This is a genomic window from Pseudoxanthomonas sp. LjRoot127, assembly GCF_964253495.1.
Classification (GTDB): Bacteria; Pseudomonadota; Gammaproteobacteria; order Xanthomonadales; family Xanthomonadaceae; genus Pseudoxanthomonas_A.
The window spans coordinates 1,272,012-1,288,556 of sequence record NZ_CAXUQR020000001.1 but is presented as its reverse complement, the minus strand read 5'-3'; the positions used below and the strand labels follow the sequence as shown (position 1 = coordinate 1,288,556).

The following is a 16,545-nucleotide window of genomic DNA, read 5'->3' as shown; positions in this document are numbered from 1 at the left end:
CGCTATTTGAGCGTCTGTTCGAACAGCTTGAGTACGCGCTTGTACTCGTCCAGCCACGAATCGGATCGCGTGAATCCGTGGCGTTCCAGCGGATAGGCCGCCAGTTCCCAGTTGTCCTTTCGCAGTTCGATCAGCTTCTGCGTCAGCACCACCGAATCCTTGAAGAACACGTTGTCGTCGATCATGCCGTGAGCGATCAGCAGGTGGTCCTGCAGGCCGCCGGCATACTCGATCGGCGACGAGGTGCGATACGCCTCCGGATCCAGCTCGGGCGTGTTGAGGATGTTGCTGGTGTACTCGTGGTTGTACTGCGTCCAGTCGACCACCGGGCGCAGCGCGGCGCCGGCCTTGAAGGTGCCGGGTTCGCGGAACAGCGCCATGAACGTCATGAAGCCGCCGTAGCTGCCGCCGTAGATGCCGGCGCGATCACGGTCGCCCTGCTTCTGCGCGACCAGCCAGTCGAGGCCGTCGAGGTAATCCTCGAGTTCGGGATGGCCCATGTTGCGGTAGATCGCGGTGCGCCAGTCGCGACCGTAGCCCTCGCTGGCCCGGTAGTCCAGGTCGAGCACGATGTAGCCGCGCTCCACCAGCAGGTGGTGGAACATCTGCTCGCGGAAATAGTTCGGATAGCGGGCGGTGACGTTCTGCAGGTAGCCCGCGCCGTGCACGAACATCACGATGGGATAGCGCTTGCCCGGCTCCATGGTCTTCGGACCGTAGTATTTGCCCCACACCACGCCGGCGCCATGCTTCGACGGGACCTGCACGTATTCCGGCTCGGTCCACGTACGGGCCTTGAAGGCGGCCGTGCGGGTGTCGGTGAGCGGCTTCGCCTGACCGCCTTCGATGCCGACCACGGACAGTTGCGCCGGCGTATAGCTGCGCGAGTGACGGACCAGCAGCTGGCGCCCGTCCGGCGACGCGCTGAAGCTCTCCACCCCGTCGAGCGCGGTCACCTCGCGCACCTGGTTGCTGGCGAGGTCGAGCTTGCAGACTTCGTAGTCGCCCGGCCAGGCGCGGTTGCACAGGAACAGGAAGCCGTTGCCGTCCGGTGCGATTTCCGGCTCGGAGACCTCCCACCTGCCCGACGTGCGTGCGCGGAACTTTTCGGAACCCGTCGCCGTGTAGAGGTGCGAGTAGCCGGACTCTTCCGACAGCAGCCACAGCGTGCGGTTGTCCGGCAGCCAGCCGAACTGGTTGAAGCCCCAGTTGATCCAGGCCTCGTCGCTCAGGCGATGGCGCGGCAGCAGGCGGGCACCCGCCAGGTCGACGGTGGCGATCCAGCGGTCCTTGTTGTCGACCGCATGGATCTGCACCGCGGCCTGGGTGCCATCGTTCGTCCAGGCAATGGCACCGCCGTCGCTGTCGTTCTCCACGCGCACGTCGCGGTTGCCCTTCAGCGGCTCCTGGCCGGCCTTCTTGCGCAGCGCGGCGAGCGGATCCCTGTCGATGCCGGGCAGCGGATCGAACGCGAGCGGCTTCACGCTGCCGTCGGCCAGGTCCACGCGCCACAGCGCATGCGGCAGGGGCGCGTTGCGTCCCACGCGGGTGCGCACGTCCTGGAACTCCTCGTAGCCGGATTCGGTCACGTACTTGGGCATCTTGCCGGCCTGTCCCGGGTCGGCCCCCTTCTTGCGGGTCACCACCAGTAGCCAGCGGCCATTCGGCGACAGCGAGCTCGCTTCGATCTCCACGTCGTTGCCGAGGTACACCGGTGCGGGCGCGCGGGTCGGGTCGGCCTTGCGCCACGCCTCCGCCTGCTTCTGCGCGTCTTCGCGCTGGGCACGGTCGTCGGCCAGCGTGCGGAGGGTGCGCAGCTGCTGCGCGCGCAGGGCGTCGGCCTTCGGCGGCGCCAGCGGATCGCGCTCGGCCTTGAGTTCGGCGAAGGTCGTGGTGCCGGCGCCGGCCGTCCAGCGGTACCAGGTGGAGCCCGCGCGCCAGATCACCGCGCCGTCGTGGGCAAAACGTGCCTGCTGCTCAGCGTCGTTGGTGCGGGTGACCTGGGTCAATGCGCCGCTGCGCAGGTCGCGCACGAACAGGTCGCCGTTGCGCGACAGCAGCATGCGCTGGCGATGGACGTCGTACACCGGGCTGGCGGCATCCAGGCCGGCGCGCCGGTCGTCGCCGACGCGATGCGCGGCGCCGCCATCGAGCGCTTGTTCGAAGGTATCGCGCACGAGGCTGCTGTCGCGCTTGAGGTCGTACTGGACCTGCTTGCCGTCCCACGACCACCAGGCGCGCTCGACCGGCGGGCCGATCCAGTCCGGCTCCGCCATCGCCTGCTCCAGCGTGAAGGGTGCGGTGGTCTGTGCGCGTGCGGACGGCGCGAGGGCGAGCGGCAGCAGCAGGGCGAGCAGGACGGGGCGCATCGGGCATCCGTTAGTGCGAGGTGAAGGGCGCAAGATTACCAGCCCCGTCGTGCGGTTCCGGCCGCCGATGGTCATGCGCGGGCGTCAACGCGCGCGGGTTTCGCGCCTACCGCATTTCCCGCACAATCTCCGCTTGTCCATACGCGGGGCGCGACACGCGCGCATGCAAGCCTACGTCTACAAGAGCCAGCGCAAGGCCGACACGTTCGTCTACCTGGCCACGCGCGATGGATTCACCCTCGTGCCGGAACCGCTGCGCACTCAGTTGGGCGATCTGTCGTTCGTGCTCGAAGTGGCCCTGACCCCGGACCGGAAACTGGCGCGCGAGGATGCCGCCGTCGTCCGCGAGAACCTGGCCGCGCGCGGATTCCATGTGCAGTTTCCGCCGCCGTCCGATCCGCGCGTCCGTGCCGATGCCTGAGTCGCGCCTGCAGACCCGTCCCGTCGCCGTCGCTGCCCTGCTGGCGGGCGTGCTGCTGGCGGCGCTGGGGGGATGGACCGGTGGCGTGGTGGCGGCCATCGCGGCCTGCCTCGCACAACCGGCGATCGCCCTGGCCGTGTCGTGGCTGCGCGGCACGCGCGTGCTGGCACCGGCCCGTGCCTGGCGGGAAGACCTGCCCGCGCTGCTGCTGGCCTGGGGCATCGCGTTCGCTGCCAGCGCCGCGTTGCTGGCCTGGCCGCTGGCCTCGCTGCACGACAGCGGCAGCCTGCCGGCGGCGCTGGGCGTCAGTGCGGTGGTCGGCGCGGTGATCGTGGGACTCTGGCGCACATGGCCACTGTGGCACGGGCTGGAGCGCGACGGCGGAGCGCTGTCGGCCCACTGGCGCGGGCTGGTCGAGCGCGACTTCCATGCCTGGCGTGGGCTGGCCGTGGCGACGCTGCTGGCGCTCGCCGTAGGCGGCGGGTTGTGCCTGGCGTGGCCCGGCCTGGTGCCCGATGCAGCGCGCGTGGTGGCGGCCATCGTCTACGCCGTGTCCCTGCCGCTCCTGCACCTGGGCGTGCAACGGCTGCAGGGGGCAGGCGTCCTGCCGGTGGTGGAAATGCCCGACGGCGATGTCGACGTCGACGCCTTCGCGGAGGTTCCGGTCTCCGCCGGACCGGTGACCGACCTGGAGCAGGCGCTGTTCGACGCCGCGCGGACCGGCCGCGTCGAGCGCGCGCTGGAATTGATCGACGCCGGCGCGGACCCGCATGCGCTGCCGGCAGAAGGCGCGCGCGACCAGCGCAGCCTCGGCGCCCTCGCTGCGGTACTGCCCGACCTCCGGCTGCTGCGCACGCTGATCGCCCACGGGGTCGACCTCAACCACGCGCATGCCGGCGTCACTCCGCTGCTGGCGGCGACGCGCGACAGCTGGCATGGCCGCCCCGATGCCGTCACGACCCTGCTGGCCAACGGTGCCGACCCTCGCATTGCCGACGGCGATGGCAACACGCCGCTGCACCACGCTGCCCGCAGTTCCGACCCCGGCGTGGTGGCACTGCTGCGCGACGCGGCGGCGGAACTGGATGCACTGAACCACGATGGCCTGACGCCGCTCGGCGTCGCCTGCGTGGCCGGCAACTGGCGGCTGGCGAAGTTCCTGCTCGAACGCGGTGCGCGCCCTGACCCGCAGGGCGGGCAGCCGGTGCTGCTGGCCGCTGCGTCCACCGAAGAGGACGACCCCGCGGGCGTCCAGTTGCTCCTCAAGCACAAGGCCAAGGTCGACGCGCGCGACGCGCAGCGCCGTAGCGCCCTGCACGAAGCTGCCTTCGCCGGCCACGCCGAGATCGCCGCAACCCTGCTGGCGGCGGGTGCCGACGTGCATGCGCGCGACAGCCAGCAGCGCACGCCGTGGCTGGAAGCCGCCCGCGGCGGGCATCTGGCCATGCTGGAAAAGCTGGCCGACGCGGGCGCCGATCGCGCCGCCGTCGACGCCGGGCATCGCAACGCCCTGATGCTGGCGTGCACCGCGGACCATGCCTCGCCCGCGCTGGTGAGGCGCTTGCTGGAATGGGGTGTCGATCCTGCCGCTGCCGATGCGGAAGGCCGGCGCGCGGTCGATGCAGCGGCCGAAGCCGGACGCTGGGCGCTGGTGTCGGCCCTCGATCCCGGTTACGCGTTGCCCACCGCCGTCGCTGCGGCCGACGACGAGACGCCGCCCGACCGTGCCCCCTCGGCGCTGCTGCGCGACGGCTTGGCGAGCGGGCAGTTCGATGGTCTGGATGCGCTGGCGCGGCTGTGCTCCCGCGACGAACTGGGTGCACTGCTGCACGACGCCGACATGCAGCGGCCCGCGCGCCTGGCGTGGCTGCTGCGCCACGGCGCCGACCCCGACACCCGCAATGAGCGTGGCGACAGTCTGGTCTTCGCCGTGCTGGCACAGGGCGTCGCTGGCCAGCCCGCGCTGGCCACCCTGCTGGCACGCGGGGTATCGCCTTCCGGCGCCGGCGGTCTTGCGCGTTTCATGGCGGCCTGCGCGGCGGACGACCAGGCGGCGCGCGCACTCGAATCCTGTGCCCTGGACCTGCTGGAACGTGGCGCCGATCCGTTCGCGTCGTCGGGGCAGGGCGATCCGGCGTTGTCCCTGGCGGTGCGCCTGGGGTGGCAGCGCGTGCTCGACCGCCTGCTCGACATCGGCGTGGACCGCGAAGCGCGCGACAGCCACGGCATGACGGCGCTGCATCTGGCCGCCGTGCTGGGCCGCGAGACGGCGCTCAAGCACCTGGTCGCGAAGGGGGCCTCGCCGGATGCGCGTGCAGCCGATGGCCAGACCCCGCTCGGCGTCGCCCTGGCGTGCGGGCGTCGCGACCTGGCCGACTGGCTCGACTGGCGCCTCTGGCCGCTGCCGCGGCGCGCGCTGCGTCCCGCCGACCTGCCGGCAGCGGCGATGGCCGGTGATCGCGATGCCGTGCGACGCCTGCTGGATCTCGGCTTCGATGTCGATTCTCCCGATGCGCAAGGCTGCACGGCGCTGCTGCGCGCCGCGGGGGGCGGTTTCACGGCCGTCGTCGAGCTGCTGCTCGCGCGCGGCGCCGACGCGCAACGTGCCGCCCATACCGGCGCCACGCCGCTGTCGGCTGCGGTGAGCATGCGCCAGGTCGAGATCGTCGGCGCGCTGCTCGCGGCCGGCGCCGACATCGAATACCGCCTGCCCGGTGGCGTGACCGTGCTGATGCTGGCCGCGGCGCTCGGCCTGCCGGAGATCGCCGCCCGCCTGATCACCGCCGGCGCCAACGTGCAGGCCGGCGATGCGCAGGGCCTCACGCCGCTGCACTGCGCCGCGCTCTACGGATTCACCGCCCGCGAGAAGCCGCGGTTGCTGGCGCTGCTGGATACGCTGCTGTTGTCCGGTGCGGAATCCGAAGCGATGGCGGCAGGCGCGGTGACGCCGCTGCTGCTGTTGCTGGGCGCGCGCGCCGAACCGGGGACCGCGTGCGACGAAGAGGTGGTGCTGGCGGGCCTGGAACGCCTGCTGGACGAAGGCGTCTCGCTGGACGTGCAGGATCCGCGCGGTTTCGGTCCGCTGCACCTGGCGTCGCTGCACGGCCTGTTGCGCGTCGTCAGCCGCCTGTTGCGGGCAGGCGCAGATCCGGAGCTGCGGGACACGCTGAACCGGACGCCGCGCGAGATCGCGGTGATGCGCGGATTCATCGACGTGGCGGCGGAATTCGTTCCCGCCACGCCGGGCGCCGGCGCATCGATGGCCCGCTTCCTCCGCGACCGCGGCTGACGCGCGCGCTCACTTCGCCGGCGCGTCCTGGCCGGTCGCATCGGCCTCGAACAGTTTCTCCAGGTCGCTGACCGCATCGCGCGCGGTCTGGATCACCGCGCCGTCGTCGTCGTACACCAGGTACTGCGCCCGCAGCAGCTTCTCGTCGTGCTGGCGGAACCGCCGCGCGTGTTCGGCGGCGGTTTCCGGCGGCATGCCGAGTTCCACCAGCACCTGCTGCGCCATCTCGAGGCTCGACCCCAGCGTTTCGCGATAGGCCTCCGCACTCAGGTCCATCAGCCGCCACGCATGCTGCCGGTTGCGCGCACGCGCCAGCACGCGCGCGTCGGGGAACATGCGGCGGATCAAGCGGGTCGCCTTGATGTTCGTGTCCGGGTCGTCCATGGCGATCACGAACACCTTCACGTGCTGGCCGCCCGCGGACCTCAGCAGGTCCGGCCGGGTCGGATCGCCGTAGTAGAGCCGGATGTTGCCGAACCGCCGCAGGGTGTCCACCGTCTCGGGGCTGTGCTCCAGCGCGACGAACGGGATGCGCTGCGCGGTCAGCAAGCGGGCGACGATCTGGCCGAAGCGGCCCATGCCCGCGATCAGCACCTGCGGCTGCTCGTCCGGGATCTCGTCGAACGAGCGCGGCGCGGCCGTCGGCCGTTTCACGTCGGCAAGCAGACGGTGCAGGCCCAGCAACAGCAAGGGGGTCAGCGCCATCGACAGGCCCACGATCGCACTCAACTGGTTGCGCAGCGCCACGTCCATCAGCTTCACGCGCGCGGCCTCGCTGAACACCACGAAGGCGAATTCGCCGCCCAACCACAACGTGCCGGCCAGCATCAGCGCGCTGCGCGGATCGAGCCGGCCCGGCCAGCGGCCGACGCCGAACAGCAGGGCGAACTTCACTGTCAGCAGGATCAGCACGCCCGAGGCGATCAGTTCCGGCTGCTCGGCCACCGCATCCAGGTCGATGTCCATGCCGACCGCGATGAAGAACAGCCCCAGCAGCAATCCCTTGAACGGATCGATCTGCGATTCCAGCTCGTGGCGGAACTCCGAGTCGGACAGCAGCACGCCGGCCAGGAACGCGCCCAGGCCCGCGCTCAGGCCGGCCAGCTGCATGAACCAGGCGATGCCCAGCACCACCAGCAGCGCCGTGGCGGTGAACACCTCGGGCATGCGCGTGCGCGCGACGATGCGGAACAGCTGCCGCAGCACCAGGCGGCCGCCGAGGATGACGACGGCGATGGCACCGACGGCATGGAACACCATCGTCCACGTCAGCGTTTCGTTCTTCGCGCCGCCGAGCAGGGGGATCGCGGCCAGCAGGGGGATCGCCACCAGGTCCTGGAACAGCAGGATCGCGAAGCCGAGGCGGCCGTGCTCGCTGGTCAGTTCCTTGTGTTCGGACAACAACTGCAGGCTGACGGCGGTGGACGACAGCGCCAGCCCCAGGCCGACCACCAGCGCGGTCTTCCAGTGGTGTTCGAACAGCAGCGCGACGCCGCCCAGCACCAGCGCGCTCAGCAGCACCTGCAGGCCGCCGGCGCCGAACACCGGTTTGCGCATCACCCGCAGGCGCGAAGGCGACAGTTCCAGGCCGATGACGAACAGCATCATCACCACGCCGATCTCCGCGGCGTTGAGGATGCGGTCGGCATCGCGCACCAGCGCCAGCCCGTCCGGCCCCAGCACCACCCCGGCCACCAGATAGGCCAGCACCGCCCCCAACCCGAACCGCTTGAACACCGGCACCGCGATCACCGCGGCCAGCAGGAACACCAGCGCCAACTCCAGACCACTACCGTGCATGCGTCACCTCGCGGGGATAGTATGCGGCGGACAGGGTCACGACGGACCCGTTTCCAGGGATCGAGGAGAACGTATGAAGCAGCGCATGGCCTGGCTGGTGTGGGTGCTCGTGGGGCTGGTGGCGTTCGCGCAGGGCGCCCATGCGGAGGGCCCGCGTGCCGTCCGCAAGCAGGTCGAAGGCAGCATGCTGGTCACCGGCATGATCACCATCCGCACCGATGGCAGCGTGGCCGCCGTGGACCTGGACACGCCGGACCGGTTGCCGGAGGGCATCGCGCCCTTCGTGACCCAGGTCGCGACGTCGTGGCGCTTCGAGCCGGTTCTGGTGGAAGGCGTCGTCAGGCAGGTGCGCACGCGGATGAGCGCCCGGCTGGTGGCGAAATCGACCGGAGACGGCAAGATGCAGGTCACGGTCCGGGGTGCGGACTTCGGGGACTACCAGGCCATGCCGGCGGAGGAGCGCATCAGCAGCATTGGCATGAAGCCGCCGGGTTATCCGATGGCGGCGGCCCAGGGCGGCGTCCAGGGAACCGTGTACCTGCTGTTGAAGATCGGCCGTGACGGCACTGTCGACGACGTGGTCGCGGAGCAGGTGAACCTGCGCATGGTCGCCAGCGAAGGGCAGATGCGCCAGTTCCGCGAGCGCTTCGCGCGCGCGGCGATCGGCGCGGCGCAAAAGTGGACCTTCAATACCCCCACCCGCGGTGATGCCGCGGAGCAGCCGCACTGGGTCGTGCGCGTGCCGGTCGATTTCAACTTCGGCGAGAAGCCCCGCTACGGCAAGTGGGAAGTCTATGTGCCGGGCCCGCGCGAGCATGTGTCCTGGGCGCAGGACGACGAGCGCCCCGGCTTCTCGCCCGACGCGCTCGCGGAAGGCGGTGTGCACATGGCCGGTGGCAGGCAGGGCCCGAAACTGCTGACGCCGTTGGACGGCGCATAGCGCGCGGCCCCGCTTTTTGCGTGCGGAATCGGCATCCTGATCCACCGTGCGGCCTGCAGCAGGCCGCGATGGAAGAGACAGGTCTGCAGGACGCAAGCCTCGCCCAACGAAAAAGCCCCGCATCGCGGGGCTTTTTCTTGGACGACGCGCCGGATCAGCGCTTCATCGAGCTGAAGAACTCGTCGTTGGACTTGGTGTTCTTCATCTTGTCCAGCAGGAATTCCATCGCGGCGATCTCGTCCATCGGATGCAGCAGCTTGCGCAGGATCCAGATCTTCTGCAGCAGTTCCGGTTCGATCAGCAGGTCCTCGCGGCGCGTGCCGGAGCGGTTGATGTCGATGGCCGGATAGACGCGCTTCTCGGTGATGCGGCGGTTCAGGTGCACTTCGCTGTTGCCGGTGCCCTTGAACTCTTCGTAGATCACCTCGTCCATCTTGCTGCCCGTCTCGACCAGCGCGGTGGCGATGATGGTCAGCGAGCCGCCTTCTTCCACGTTGCGCGCGGCGCCGAAGAAGCGCTTCGGGCGGTGCAGGGCGTTGGCGTCCACGCCGCCGGTCAGCACCTTGCCGGAGCTGGGCACGACGTTGTTGTAGGCGCGGGCCAGGCGGGTGATCGAGTCCAGCATGATCACCACGTCCTTCTTGTGCTCGACCAGGCGCTTGGCGCGCTCGATCACCATCTCGGCGACCTGCACGTGGCGGGCGGCCGGTTCGTCGAAGGTCGAAGACACCACTTCGCCGCGCACGGTGCGCTGCATTTCGGTCACTTCTTCCGGACGCTCGTCCACCAGCAGCACGATCAGGTGCACGTCGGGGTGGTTGGTCGTGATGGCGGTGGCGATCTGCTGCATCATGATCGTCTTGCCGGCCTTGGGCGGCGACACGATCAGCGCGCGCTGGCCCTTGCCCTGCGGCGCCATCAGGTCGAGGATGCGGCCGGCGATGTCTTCCGACGAACCGTTGCCGCGCTCCAGCGTGAAGCGGCGGCGCGGAAACAGCGGGGTCAGGTTCTCGAACAGCACCTTGTTCTTCGACGCTTCCAGCGGTTCGCCGTTGATCGTGTCGATGGTCGACAGCGCGAAGTAGCGCTCACCGTCCTTCGGCCAGCGGATGCGGCCGGCCAGGTGGTCGCCGGTGCGCAGGTTGAAGCGGCGGATCTGGCTGGGGCTGATGTAGACGTCGTCCGGGCCGGCCAGGTAGCTGGCCTCGGCCGCGCGCAGGAAGCCGAAGCCGTCCGGCAGGATTTCCAGCACGCCGTCGGCGGCGACGCCTTCACCGTGGCGGGTCAGCACCTTCAGCAGGGCGAAGATGACGTCCTGCTTGCGGGCGCGGGCGACGCCTTCCTGGATGTTCAGTTGCTCGGCGATGTCCAGCAGCTTGGGCGCGGGCATGCGCTTGAGGTCGCCCAGCGAATACTGGGGGAAGCCTTCCGGCACGTTCGGCATCGCACGCGGCACGAACTGCTCCTGCCCCCCGCCATTGCCGTCCTGCGGCATGCCGTCGTGGCCCTGGCGGTCGCGATTCCGCTCGCGGCGGTTGCGGAAGCGGTCGCGGCGGTTGTTGTTGAAGCGGTTGCCGTCGCGCTGCTCGCCGCCATCGTGCTGGCCGCCACCCTGCGCCTGCGGCGGGGCATCGCCCGGGCCGCCTCCGTCCTGGGACGGTGAGGGAGCAGGGGGCGCCGCGGGAGCGGGTGCGCGTTCGGCCGCGACCGGCGGCAGCGGGAGCGGCGGCGCCATCTCGGGCGCGCGCTCGGCCGGCGCTGCGGCGGCGTCGGCGGTCGGGGTCTTTGGGGCGCGGGTCTTGCGCACGCGCTTCTCGGCGGGAGCGCCGGTTTCGTTGCTGCTGTCGGACAAGTTGCGAATCCTCGCTAGGTGGCGAGCGCCGGCGTTGCGGCGGCGGGGTGAAGTGAAGAGTGGGTATTCAGATGGGTGCGGCGCGTCCCCTGCGCCGGATTTCGGGTCCGACACTATCACCCGCCCCGGAAGGCGGCAAGCGGTGGCCAGGCGTCGGGTTCAAGCGGATTCAGCCGGCGCCCCCGGCGGTGCGGGGGCGTGGCGGGGAGACTCAGGCGGCCTGGGTGCCCAGGGCCTTGTCGATCATCTGGGTCAGCTGGCCCTTGCCGACGGCGCCGATCTGGGTCGCCTGGATCTGGCCATCCTTGAACAGCAACAGCATCGGGATCGAGCGGACGTGGTACTTGATGGCGGTGGCGCGGTTCTCGTCCACGTTGACCTTGGCGACCTTCAGCTTGCCGCCATAGGTCTCGGCCAGTTCATCGAGGACCGGCGAGATCATCTTGCACGGGCCGCACCATTCGGCCCAGAAGTCCACCAACACCGGCTCGCCGGACTGCAGCACGGCAGCATCGAAATCGGCATCGCCGACGTGGGTCACTTTGTCGCTCACGGGGATCTCCTGCGGGGTCCGCGGGCAGGCGCGGACGGGTTCGGGCCGGGACGGCCACCACGATTGGGGTAAACTGGGGCGTTCCGCGACCTTTTCAAGGTAACCCAGGTGGTCGCGCAACCCGGCACAGGGGGCGCAGTGTGCGACGCCGGTCAGGCCGTTGCAAGCACACCCACCGCATTCATACGAGACGCGCGCGGAACACAGCGACGCAAAGAAGAAGGCATGAGCGACAAACCGTTAACCGATATAACTTTCTCTTCGTTCGACCTGCATCCGGCGCTGCTTGCCGGCCTGGAAGGCGCAGGTTTTTCCCGCTGCACGCCGATCCAGGCGATGACGCTGCCGGTCGCCCTTGCGGGCCGTGATGTCGCCGGGCAGGCGCAGACCGGCACCGGCAAGACGCTGGCTTTCCTCGTCGCCGTGATGAACCGCCTGCTGACGCGTCCGGCCCTGGCCGAACGCAAGCCCGAGGACCCGCGCGCGCTGATCCTGGCGCCGACCCGTGAGCTGGCCATCCAGATCCACAAGGACGCCGTGAAGTTCGGTGCCGACCTCGGACTGCGCTTCGCGCTGGTCTACGGCGGCGTGGACTACGACAAGCAGCGCGAGATCCTGCAGCAGGGCGTGGACGTCATCATCGCCACCCCGGGCCGCCTGATCGACTACGTCAAGCAGCACAAGGTGGTCAGCCTGCACGCCTGCGAGATGTGCGTGCTGGACGAAGCCGACCGCATGTTCGACCTCGGCTTCATCAAGGACATCCGCTTCCTGCTGCGCCGCATGCCGGAGCGCACCACGCGGCAGACGCTGCTGTTCTCGGCCACGCTGTCGCACCGCGTGCTGGAACTGGCCTACGAGCACATGAACGAGCCGGAGAAGCTCGTCGTGGAGACCGAATTCATCACCGCGGCCAAGGTGCGGCAGAAGCTGTACTACCCGGCCGACGAGGAGAAGATCCCGCTGCTGATCGGCCTGCTGTCGCGCAGCGAAGGCGCGCGCACGATGGTGTTCGTGAACACCAAGGCGTTCGTCGAGCGGGTGGCGCGCGCGCTGGAGCGTGCCGGCTACCGCGTCGGCGTGCTGTCGGGCGACGTGCCGCAGAAGAAGCGCGAGTCGTTGCTGAAGCGTTTCCAGGCCGGCCAGCTGGAGCTGCTGGTGGCGACCGACGTGGCCGCGCGCGGCCTGCACATCGACGGCGTGTCGCACGTCTTCAACTACGACCTGCCGTTCGATGCCGAAGACTATGTCCACCGCATCGGCCGCACCGCGCGCCTGGGTGCGGAGGGCGACGCGATCAGCTTCGCCTGTGAGCGCTATGCGATGTCGCTGCCCGACATCGAGGCCTACATCGAGCAGAAGATCCCGTCCGAGCCGGTCACCGCCGAGCTGCTGACCGCGCTGCCGCGCCCGGAGCGTCCGAAGCCGGCCGCCGGCGAGGTCGACGAGGAAGAAGAGAGCATCGGGCAGATCTTCCGCGAAGCGCGCGAGCAGAAGGCCGCCGACGAAGAGCGCCGTGGCGGTGGCCGCAAGCCCGGTGGCTCCGGTGGCGCGGGCCGTCGTGAAGGCGGTCGCCGCGAAGGTCCGCGTTCGGCCGACGGCAAGCCGCGCCCGCCCCGTCCGCCGCGCGCCGCGCGTCCGGAGGGCGAAGCCGCGAAGCCGCCGGCGCCCCGGCCGGCGAACGACGCGGTCCGCACCGACGCCGTCGCGCTGCCGGAAGGCGAGCGCAAGCCACCGAGGAAGCGTCGTCGCCGTCGCCATGGCAAGCCGCTCGAGGGTGCGGAGGGCGCCGTGGCGAATGCCGCGCCGGTCGCCGCGACGCCGTCCGCCGCGCCGAAGCCGGTCGACGACAACGCAGGCTTCCTGACGAAGTTGGGGCGCAAGATCCGCTCGCTGGTCTCGGGCAACTGACCTGCGCCCTCATGGGTATCGAGAAGAAGCCGGGCACGTCCCGGCTTTTTCTTTGCGCATCGGCATCGCCAGCCTCTTGATCGGTCCGGCATAATCGACGCACATGAGCGTCCTTCGATTCGAAAACGTCAGCAAGCAGTACCCCGGTGGCCACGCGGCGCTGGAGGACGTCAGCTTCGAGGTGGCCGAAGGCGAGATGCTCTTCGTCACCGGTCATTCCGGCGCGGGCAAGAGCACGCTGCTGAAGTTGATCCACCTGAGCGAGCGGCCCAGCCGGGGGGCGGTCCTGTTCGCCGGCAAGAACCTGTTGAAGGTGCGCGGTGGCCGCATTCCGCTGCACCGTCGCGAGGTCGGCGCGGTCTACCAGGACCATCGCCTGCTCACCGACCGCACGGTGATGGAGAACGTATCGCTGCCGCTGATCCTGCGCGGCGACCGCCGCGGCGACATCGGCAAGCGCGTGCGCGAAGTGCTGGCGCGGCTGGGCCTGGGTCATCGCGAAAACGCGCTGCCCACGCAGTTGTCCGCCGGCGAGCAGCAGCGTGTCGGCATCGCGCGCGCCATCGTCGCCGAACCGCGCCTGCTGGTGGCGGACGAGCCGACCGGCAACCTCGATCCCACGCTGGCGGCGGAAATCATGTCGCTGTTCGCGTCCATGCCCGAGCGTGGCACCAGCGTGCTGGTCGTCAGCCACGACCTGTCGCTGCTCAAGCGCATGAAGAAGCGCGTCCTGATCCTCGACCACGGCAAGCTGGTCGACGACATTTCCCCCGCGGACCTGGCCGAATGAGCGACGCGAAGAACAGCCGGGCGCAGGCGCGCTCCGGGTTCGGCATCTGGCTGGACCAGCATCTCTACAGTTTCGTTTCCAGCCTTGGCCGCACCGTGCGTCGCCCCTGGGCGACGTTGCTGACGATCGGCGTGATGGCGGTAGCCTTCGTGCTGCCACTGGGCCTGTGGCTGGCGTTGCAGAACGTGGGTCACTTCGCCGGTGACGTGCAGCAGTCGCGCGAGATCGATCTGTTCCTGGCCCCGGACACCCCGGTCGCGCGCGCGCAGGCGCTCGCGGAATCGCTGCGCGCCCGCGACGATGTCGCCCGCGTCGAGCTGCGCACCCCCGAGCAGGGCCTGGCGGAATTCCGCGAGCGCAGTGGCCTGGCCGATTCGCTGGCGCTGCTGGACGGCAATCCGCTGCCGAGCCTGCTGGTCGTGGTGCCCGAAGGCGACGAGGTGCGGCTCATCGCCGCGCTGGAAGCCCTGCCCGAAACCGATCTGCTGCAGCACGACGCCGCCTGGCGCGAACGCCTGGCCGGCTGGATGGGCTTCGGCAAGCGGCTGGTGTGGGTGCTGGCGTCCTTGTTCGGACTCGGCGCGCTGCTGGTGGTCGGCAACACCGTGCGGCTGGACATCCAGTCGCGGCGCGAGGAGATCGGCGTGCTGCAGTTGCTGGGTGCGAGCGACGGGTTCATCCGCCGTCCCTTCATCTACCTGGGCGCCTGGTACGGGCTGGCCGCCGGCGCACTGGCGCTCGGCCTGCTGACGCTGGCGGCATGGGCGTTGCGGGATCCACTGGCCGCGCTGGCACGCAGCTACGGAAGTCCGTTCGTGCTCGCAGGACTGGATCCGGTCGGCGCGGCGATCGTCATGGGCGTGGCGACGGTGATCGGCTGGCTGGGCGCATGGCTGGTGACGGGGCACTTCTTGCGTCAGACTCGCCCGACCGCCACCTGACATCCCCCGCATCTTCATGGCCCAAGAGCTCCGGCATCTGATCAGCGACGCGCCCCGCGTGATGGTGGTGGACGGGTCGAAGCTGGTCCGCAAGCTGATCGCCGATGTCCTGCAACGCGAGTTGCCGGGCGTGCAGGTGATCGGCTGCGCGAGCATCGCCGAGGCGCGTTCGGCGCTGGCGGCGGGCGAGGTGCACCTGGTCACCACCGCCCTGGCCCTGCCGGATGGCGATGGTCTGGAGATCGCGCGCAGCGTGCGCGAGGCCGCGGGCCAGGCGTACGTGCCGGTCATCGTGGTGTCCGGCGATGCCCAGCAGCATCTCGAAGAACGCCGGTTCACCGAATTCGTCACCGACTATTTCGACAAGGCGCTGGGCCACGAGGCGCTGGCGGCGTTCATCCGCGGCTACGTGCAGCCCGAACCGGTGGTGGGCGCCACGATCCTCTACATCGAAGACAGTCGCGTCGTCGCCGAGACCACGCGGCGCATGCTGGAACGGCAGTCGCTCAACGTGGTGCATGTGATGAAGGCGGAAGACGCGTTCGCGCTGCTCACCGCCGAGTCGCTGGGCCTGTCGACGCACAAGTTCGACCTGGTGCTGACCGACGTGATCCTGAAGGGCGAACTGAGCGGTCGCGACATCGTGCAGCGCATCCGCATCGACTTCGCCTACGGCAAGCGGCGCCTGCCGATCCTGGTGATGACCGGCGACAGCAATCGCGACAACCAGGCCGAGTTGCTGCAGGCCGGCGCCAACGACCTGGTGCTCAAGCCCATCGCCGAACGCCTGCTGGTGACCAAGGTGCTCTTCCAGCTGCGCCTGGCGCGCATGGACGAAACGCGCAGCCTGGTCTGAGCCACGCGACGCGCATGACCGACGACGACCGCATCAAGCTGGAACCTTCGTGGAAGGCGCGTATCGGCGACTGGCTGCAGCGGCCGGACATGCGCGACCTGTCGGCCTTCCTGCGCCAGCGCAAGTCGGCGGGTGCACGCATCTATCCGCCGGGGCCGCAGATCTTCGCGGCCTTCGATGCCACGCCGTTCGATGCCGTGAAGGTGGTGATCCTGGGGCAGGACCCGTACCACGGTCCGGGGCAGGCGCACGGGCTGTGCTTTTCGGTGCTGCCGGGCGTGCCGGTGCCGCCGTCGCTGATGAACATCTACAAGGAAATCAACGCCGACCTCGGCATCGCGCCGCCGGATCACGGCTGCCTGCTGCCTTGGGCGCGGCAGGGCGTGCTGCTGCTGAATGCCGTGCTGACGGTCGAGGAAGGCCGTGCCGGCGCGCACCAGGGCAAGGGATGGGAAGGCTTCACCGACCATGCCATCGAAACCCTGGCGCGCGAACGCGAGGGCCTGGTCTTCCTGCTGTGGGGCAGCTACGCGCAGGCCAAGGGCAAGGTCATCGACACGCGCCGGCACCGCGTACTGCGCGCACCGCACCCGTCGCCGTTGTCGGCGCACCGGGGCTTCCTGGGGTGCGGGCATTTCTCCGCCACCAACCAGTACCTCGCGCAACGCGGGCAGGCGCCCATCGACTGGCGGTTGCCGCCGCGGGAAAAGCTGGTCCTCTAGCGTGCGCCGTGCGCACGAACCATGATCCATCCATTTGGGGTGTTGTGGGAGCGACGTAAGTCGCGATGAGGCATTACTGGCGAATCATCGCGACTTACGTC

Annotated in this window: 12 protein-coding genes; 8 read left to right on the top strand and 4 right to left on the bottom strand. The window is 69.7% G+C overall.

Annotation, left to right across the window (positions count from 1 at the left end; genetic code table 11):
- Positions 1 to 2: 2 nt before the first annotated feature.
- Positions 3 to 2,369 (bottom strand): S9 family peptidase, encoded by a 2,367-nt coding sequence (locus ACSQ19_RS06135; protein WP_436000634.1) that lies wholly within the window; start codon positions 2,367 to 2,369, stop codon positions 3 to 5.
- A gap of 163 nt (positions 2,370 to 2,532) precedes the next feature.
- Here ACSQ19_RS06135 and ACSQ19_RS06130 point away from each other — a divergent pair, with 163 nt between their 5' ends.
- The gene (locus tag ACSQ19_RS06130; protein ID WP_296278919.1) at positions 2,533 to 2,790 is read left to right on the top strand and encodes a YcgL domain-containing protein; all 258 of its coding nucleotides are present in this window, start codon (positions 2,533 to 2,535) and stop codon (positions 2,788 to 2,790) included.
- Positions 2,783 to 6,079, top strand: coding sequence for an ankyrin repeat domain-containing protein (locus tag ACSQ19_RS06125; RefSeq protein ID WP_436000632.1), 3,297 nt, complete (start codon positions 2,783 to 2,785; stop codon positions 6,077 to 6,079). The genes ACSQ19_RS06130 and ACSQ19_RS06125 overlap by 8 nt, the downstream gene beginning before the upstream one ends.
- 9 nt (positions 6,080 to 6,088) lie before the next feature.
- Here ACSQ19_RS06125 and ACSQ19_RS06120 read toward each other — a convergent pair whose 3' ends face one another.
- Entirely contained in the window at positions 6,089 to 7,879 is a 1,791-nt protein-coding gene (locus ACSQ19_RS06120; protein WP_436000630.1) for a monovalent cation:proton antiporter-2 (CPA2) family protein, read from the bottom strand.
- Positions 7,880 to 7,952: 73 nt separating this feature from the next.
- On the opposite strand from ACSQ19_RS06120, the gene ACSQ19_RS06115 reads away from it, so the two are divergent.
- Positions 7,953 to 8,819: an energy transducer TonB gene (locus tag ACSQ19_RS06115; protein ID WP_436000628.1), complete on the top strand. Its 867-nt coding sequence runs from the start codon at positions 7,953 to 7,955 to the stop codon at positions 8,817 to 8,819.
- A gap of 154 nt (positions 8,820 to 8,973) precedes the next feature.
- Here ACSQ19_RS06115 and rho read toward each other — a convergent pair whose 3' ends face one another.
- Positions 8,974 to 10,671, bottom strand: coding sequence for a transcription termination factor Rho (rho, locus tag ACSQ19_RS06110; RefSeq protein ID WP_436000626.1), 1,698 nt, complete (start codon positions 10,669 to 10,671; stop codon positions 8,974 to 8,976).
- 211 nt (positions 10,672 to 10,882) lie between these two features.
- Positions 10,883 to 11,224, bottom strand: a complete 342-nt coding sequence (trxA, locus tag ACSQ19_RS06105; protein ID WP_055939299.1) for a thioredoxin TrxA — start codon at positions 11,222 to 11,224, stop codon at positions 10,883 to 10,885.
- A 225-nt stretch (positions 11,225 to 11,449) separates the two neighbouring features.
- On the opposite strand from trxA, the gene rhlB reads away from it, so the two are divergent.
- The 5 genes from rhlB (at position 11,450) to ung (ending at position 16,444) form a co-directional block, all read left to right on the top strand.
- Entirely contained in the window at positions 11,450 to 13,135 is a 1,686-nt protein-coding gene (gene rhlB, locus ACSQ19_RS06100; protein ID WP_296278925.1) for an ATP-dependent RNA helicase RhlB, read from the top strand.
- Positions 13,136 to 13,238: 103 nt separating this feature from the next.
- Positions 13,239 to 13,925, top strand: a complete 687-nt coding sequence (gene ftsE / locus ACSQ19_RS06095) for a cell division ATP-binding protein FtsE (RefSeq protein ID WP_296278926.1) — start codon at positions 13,239 to 13,241, stop codon at positions 13,923 to 13,925.
- Entirely contained in the window at positions 13,922 to 14,866 is a 945-nt protein-coding gene (gene ftsX / locus ACSQ19_RS06090; protein ID WP_296278927.1) for a permease-like cell division protein FtsX, read from the top strand. The genes ftsE and ftsX overlap by 4 nt, the downstream gene beginning before the upstream one ends.
- A 16-nt stretch (positions 14,867 to 14,882) precedes the next feature.
- A complete protein-coding gene (locus ACSQ19_RS06085; protein WP_296278928.1) occupies positions 14,883 to 15,722 on the top strand; it encodes a response regulator in 840 nt (279 codons plus the stop codon).
- A gap of 14 nt (positions 15,723 to 15,736) precedes the next feature.
- Positions 15,737 to 16,444, top strand: a complete 708-nt coding sequence (gene ung, locus ACSQ19_RS06080; RefSeq protein WP_296278929.1) for a uracil-DNA glycosylase — start codon at positions 15,737 to 15,739, stop codon at positions 16,442 to 16,444.
- The last annotated feature ends 101 nt before the right edge of the window (positions 16,445 to 16,545 follow it).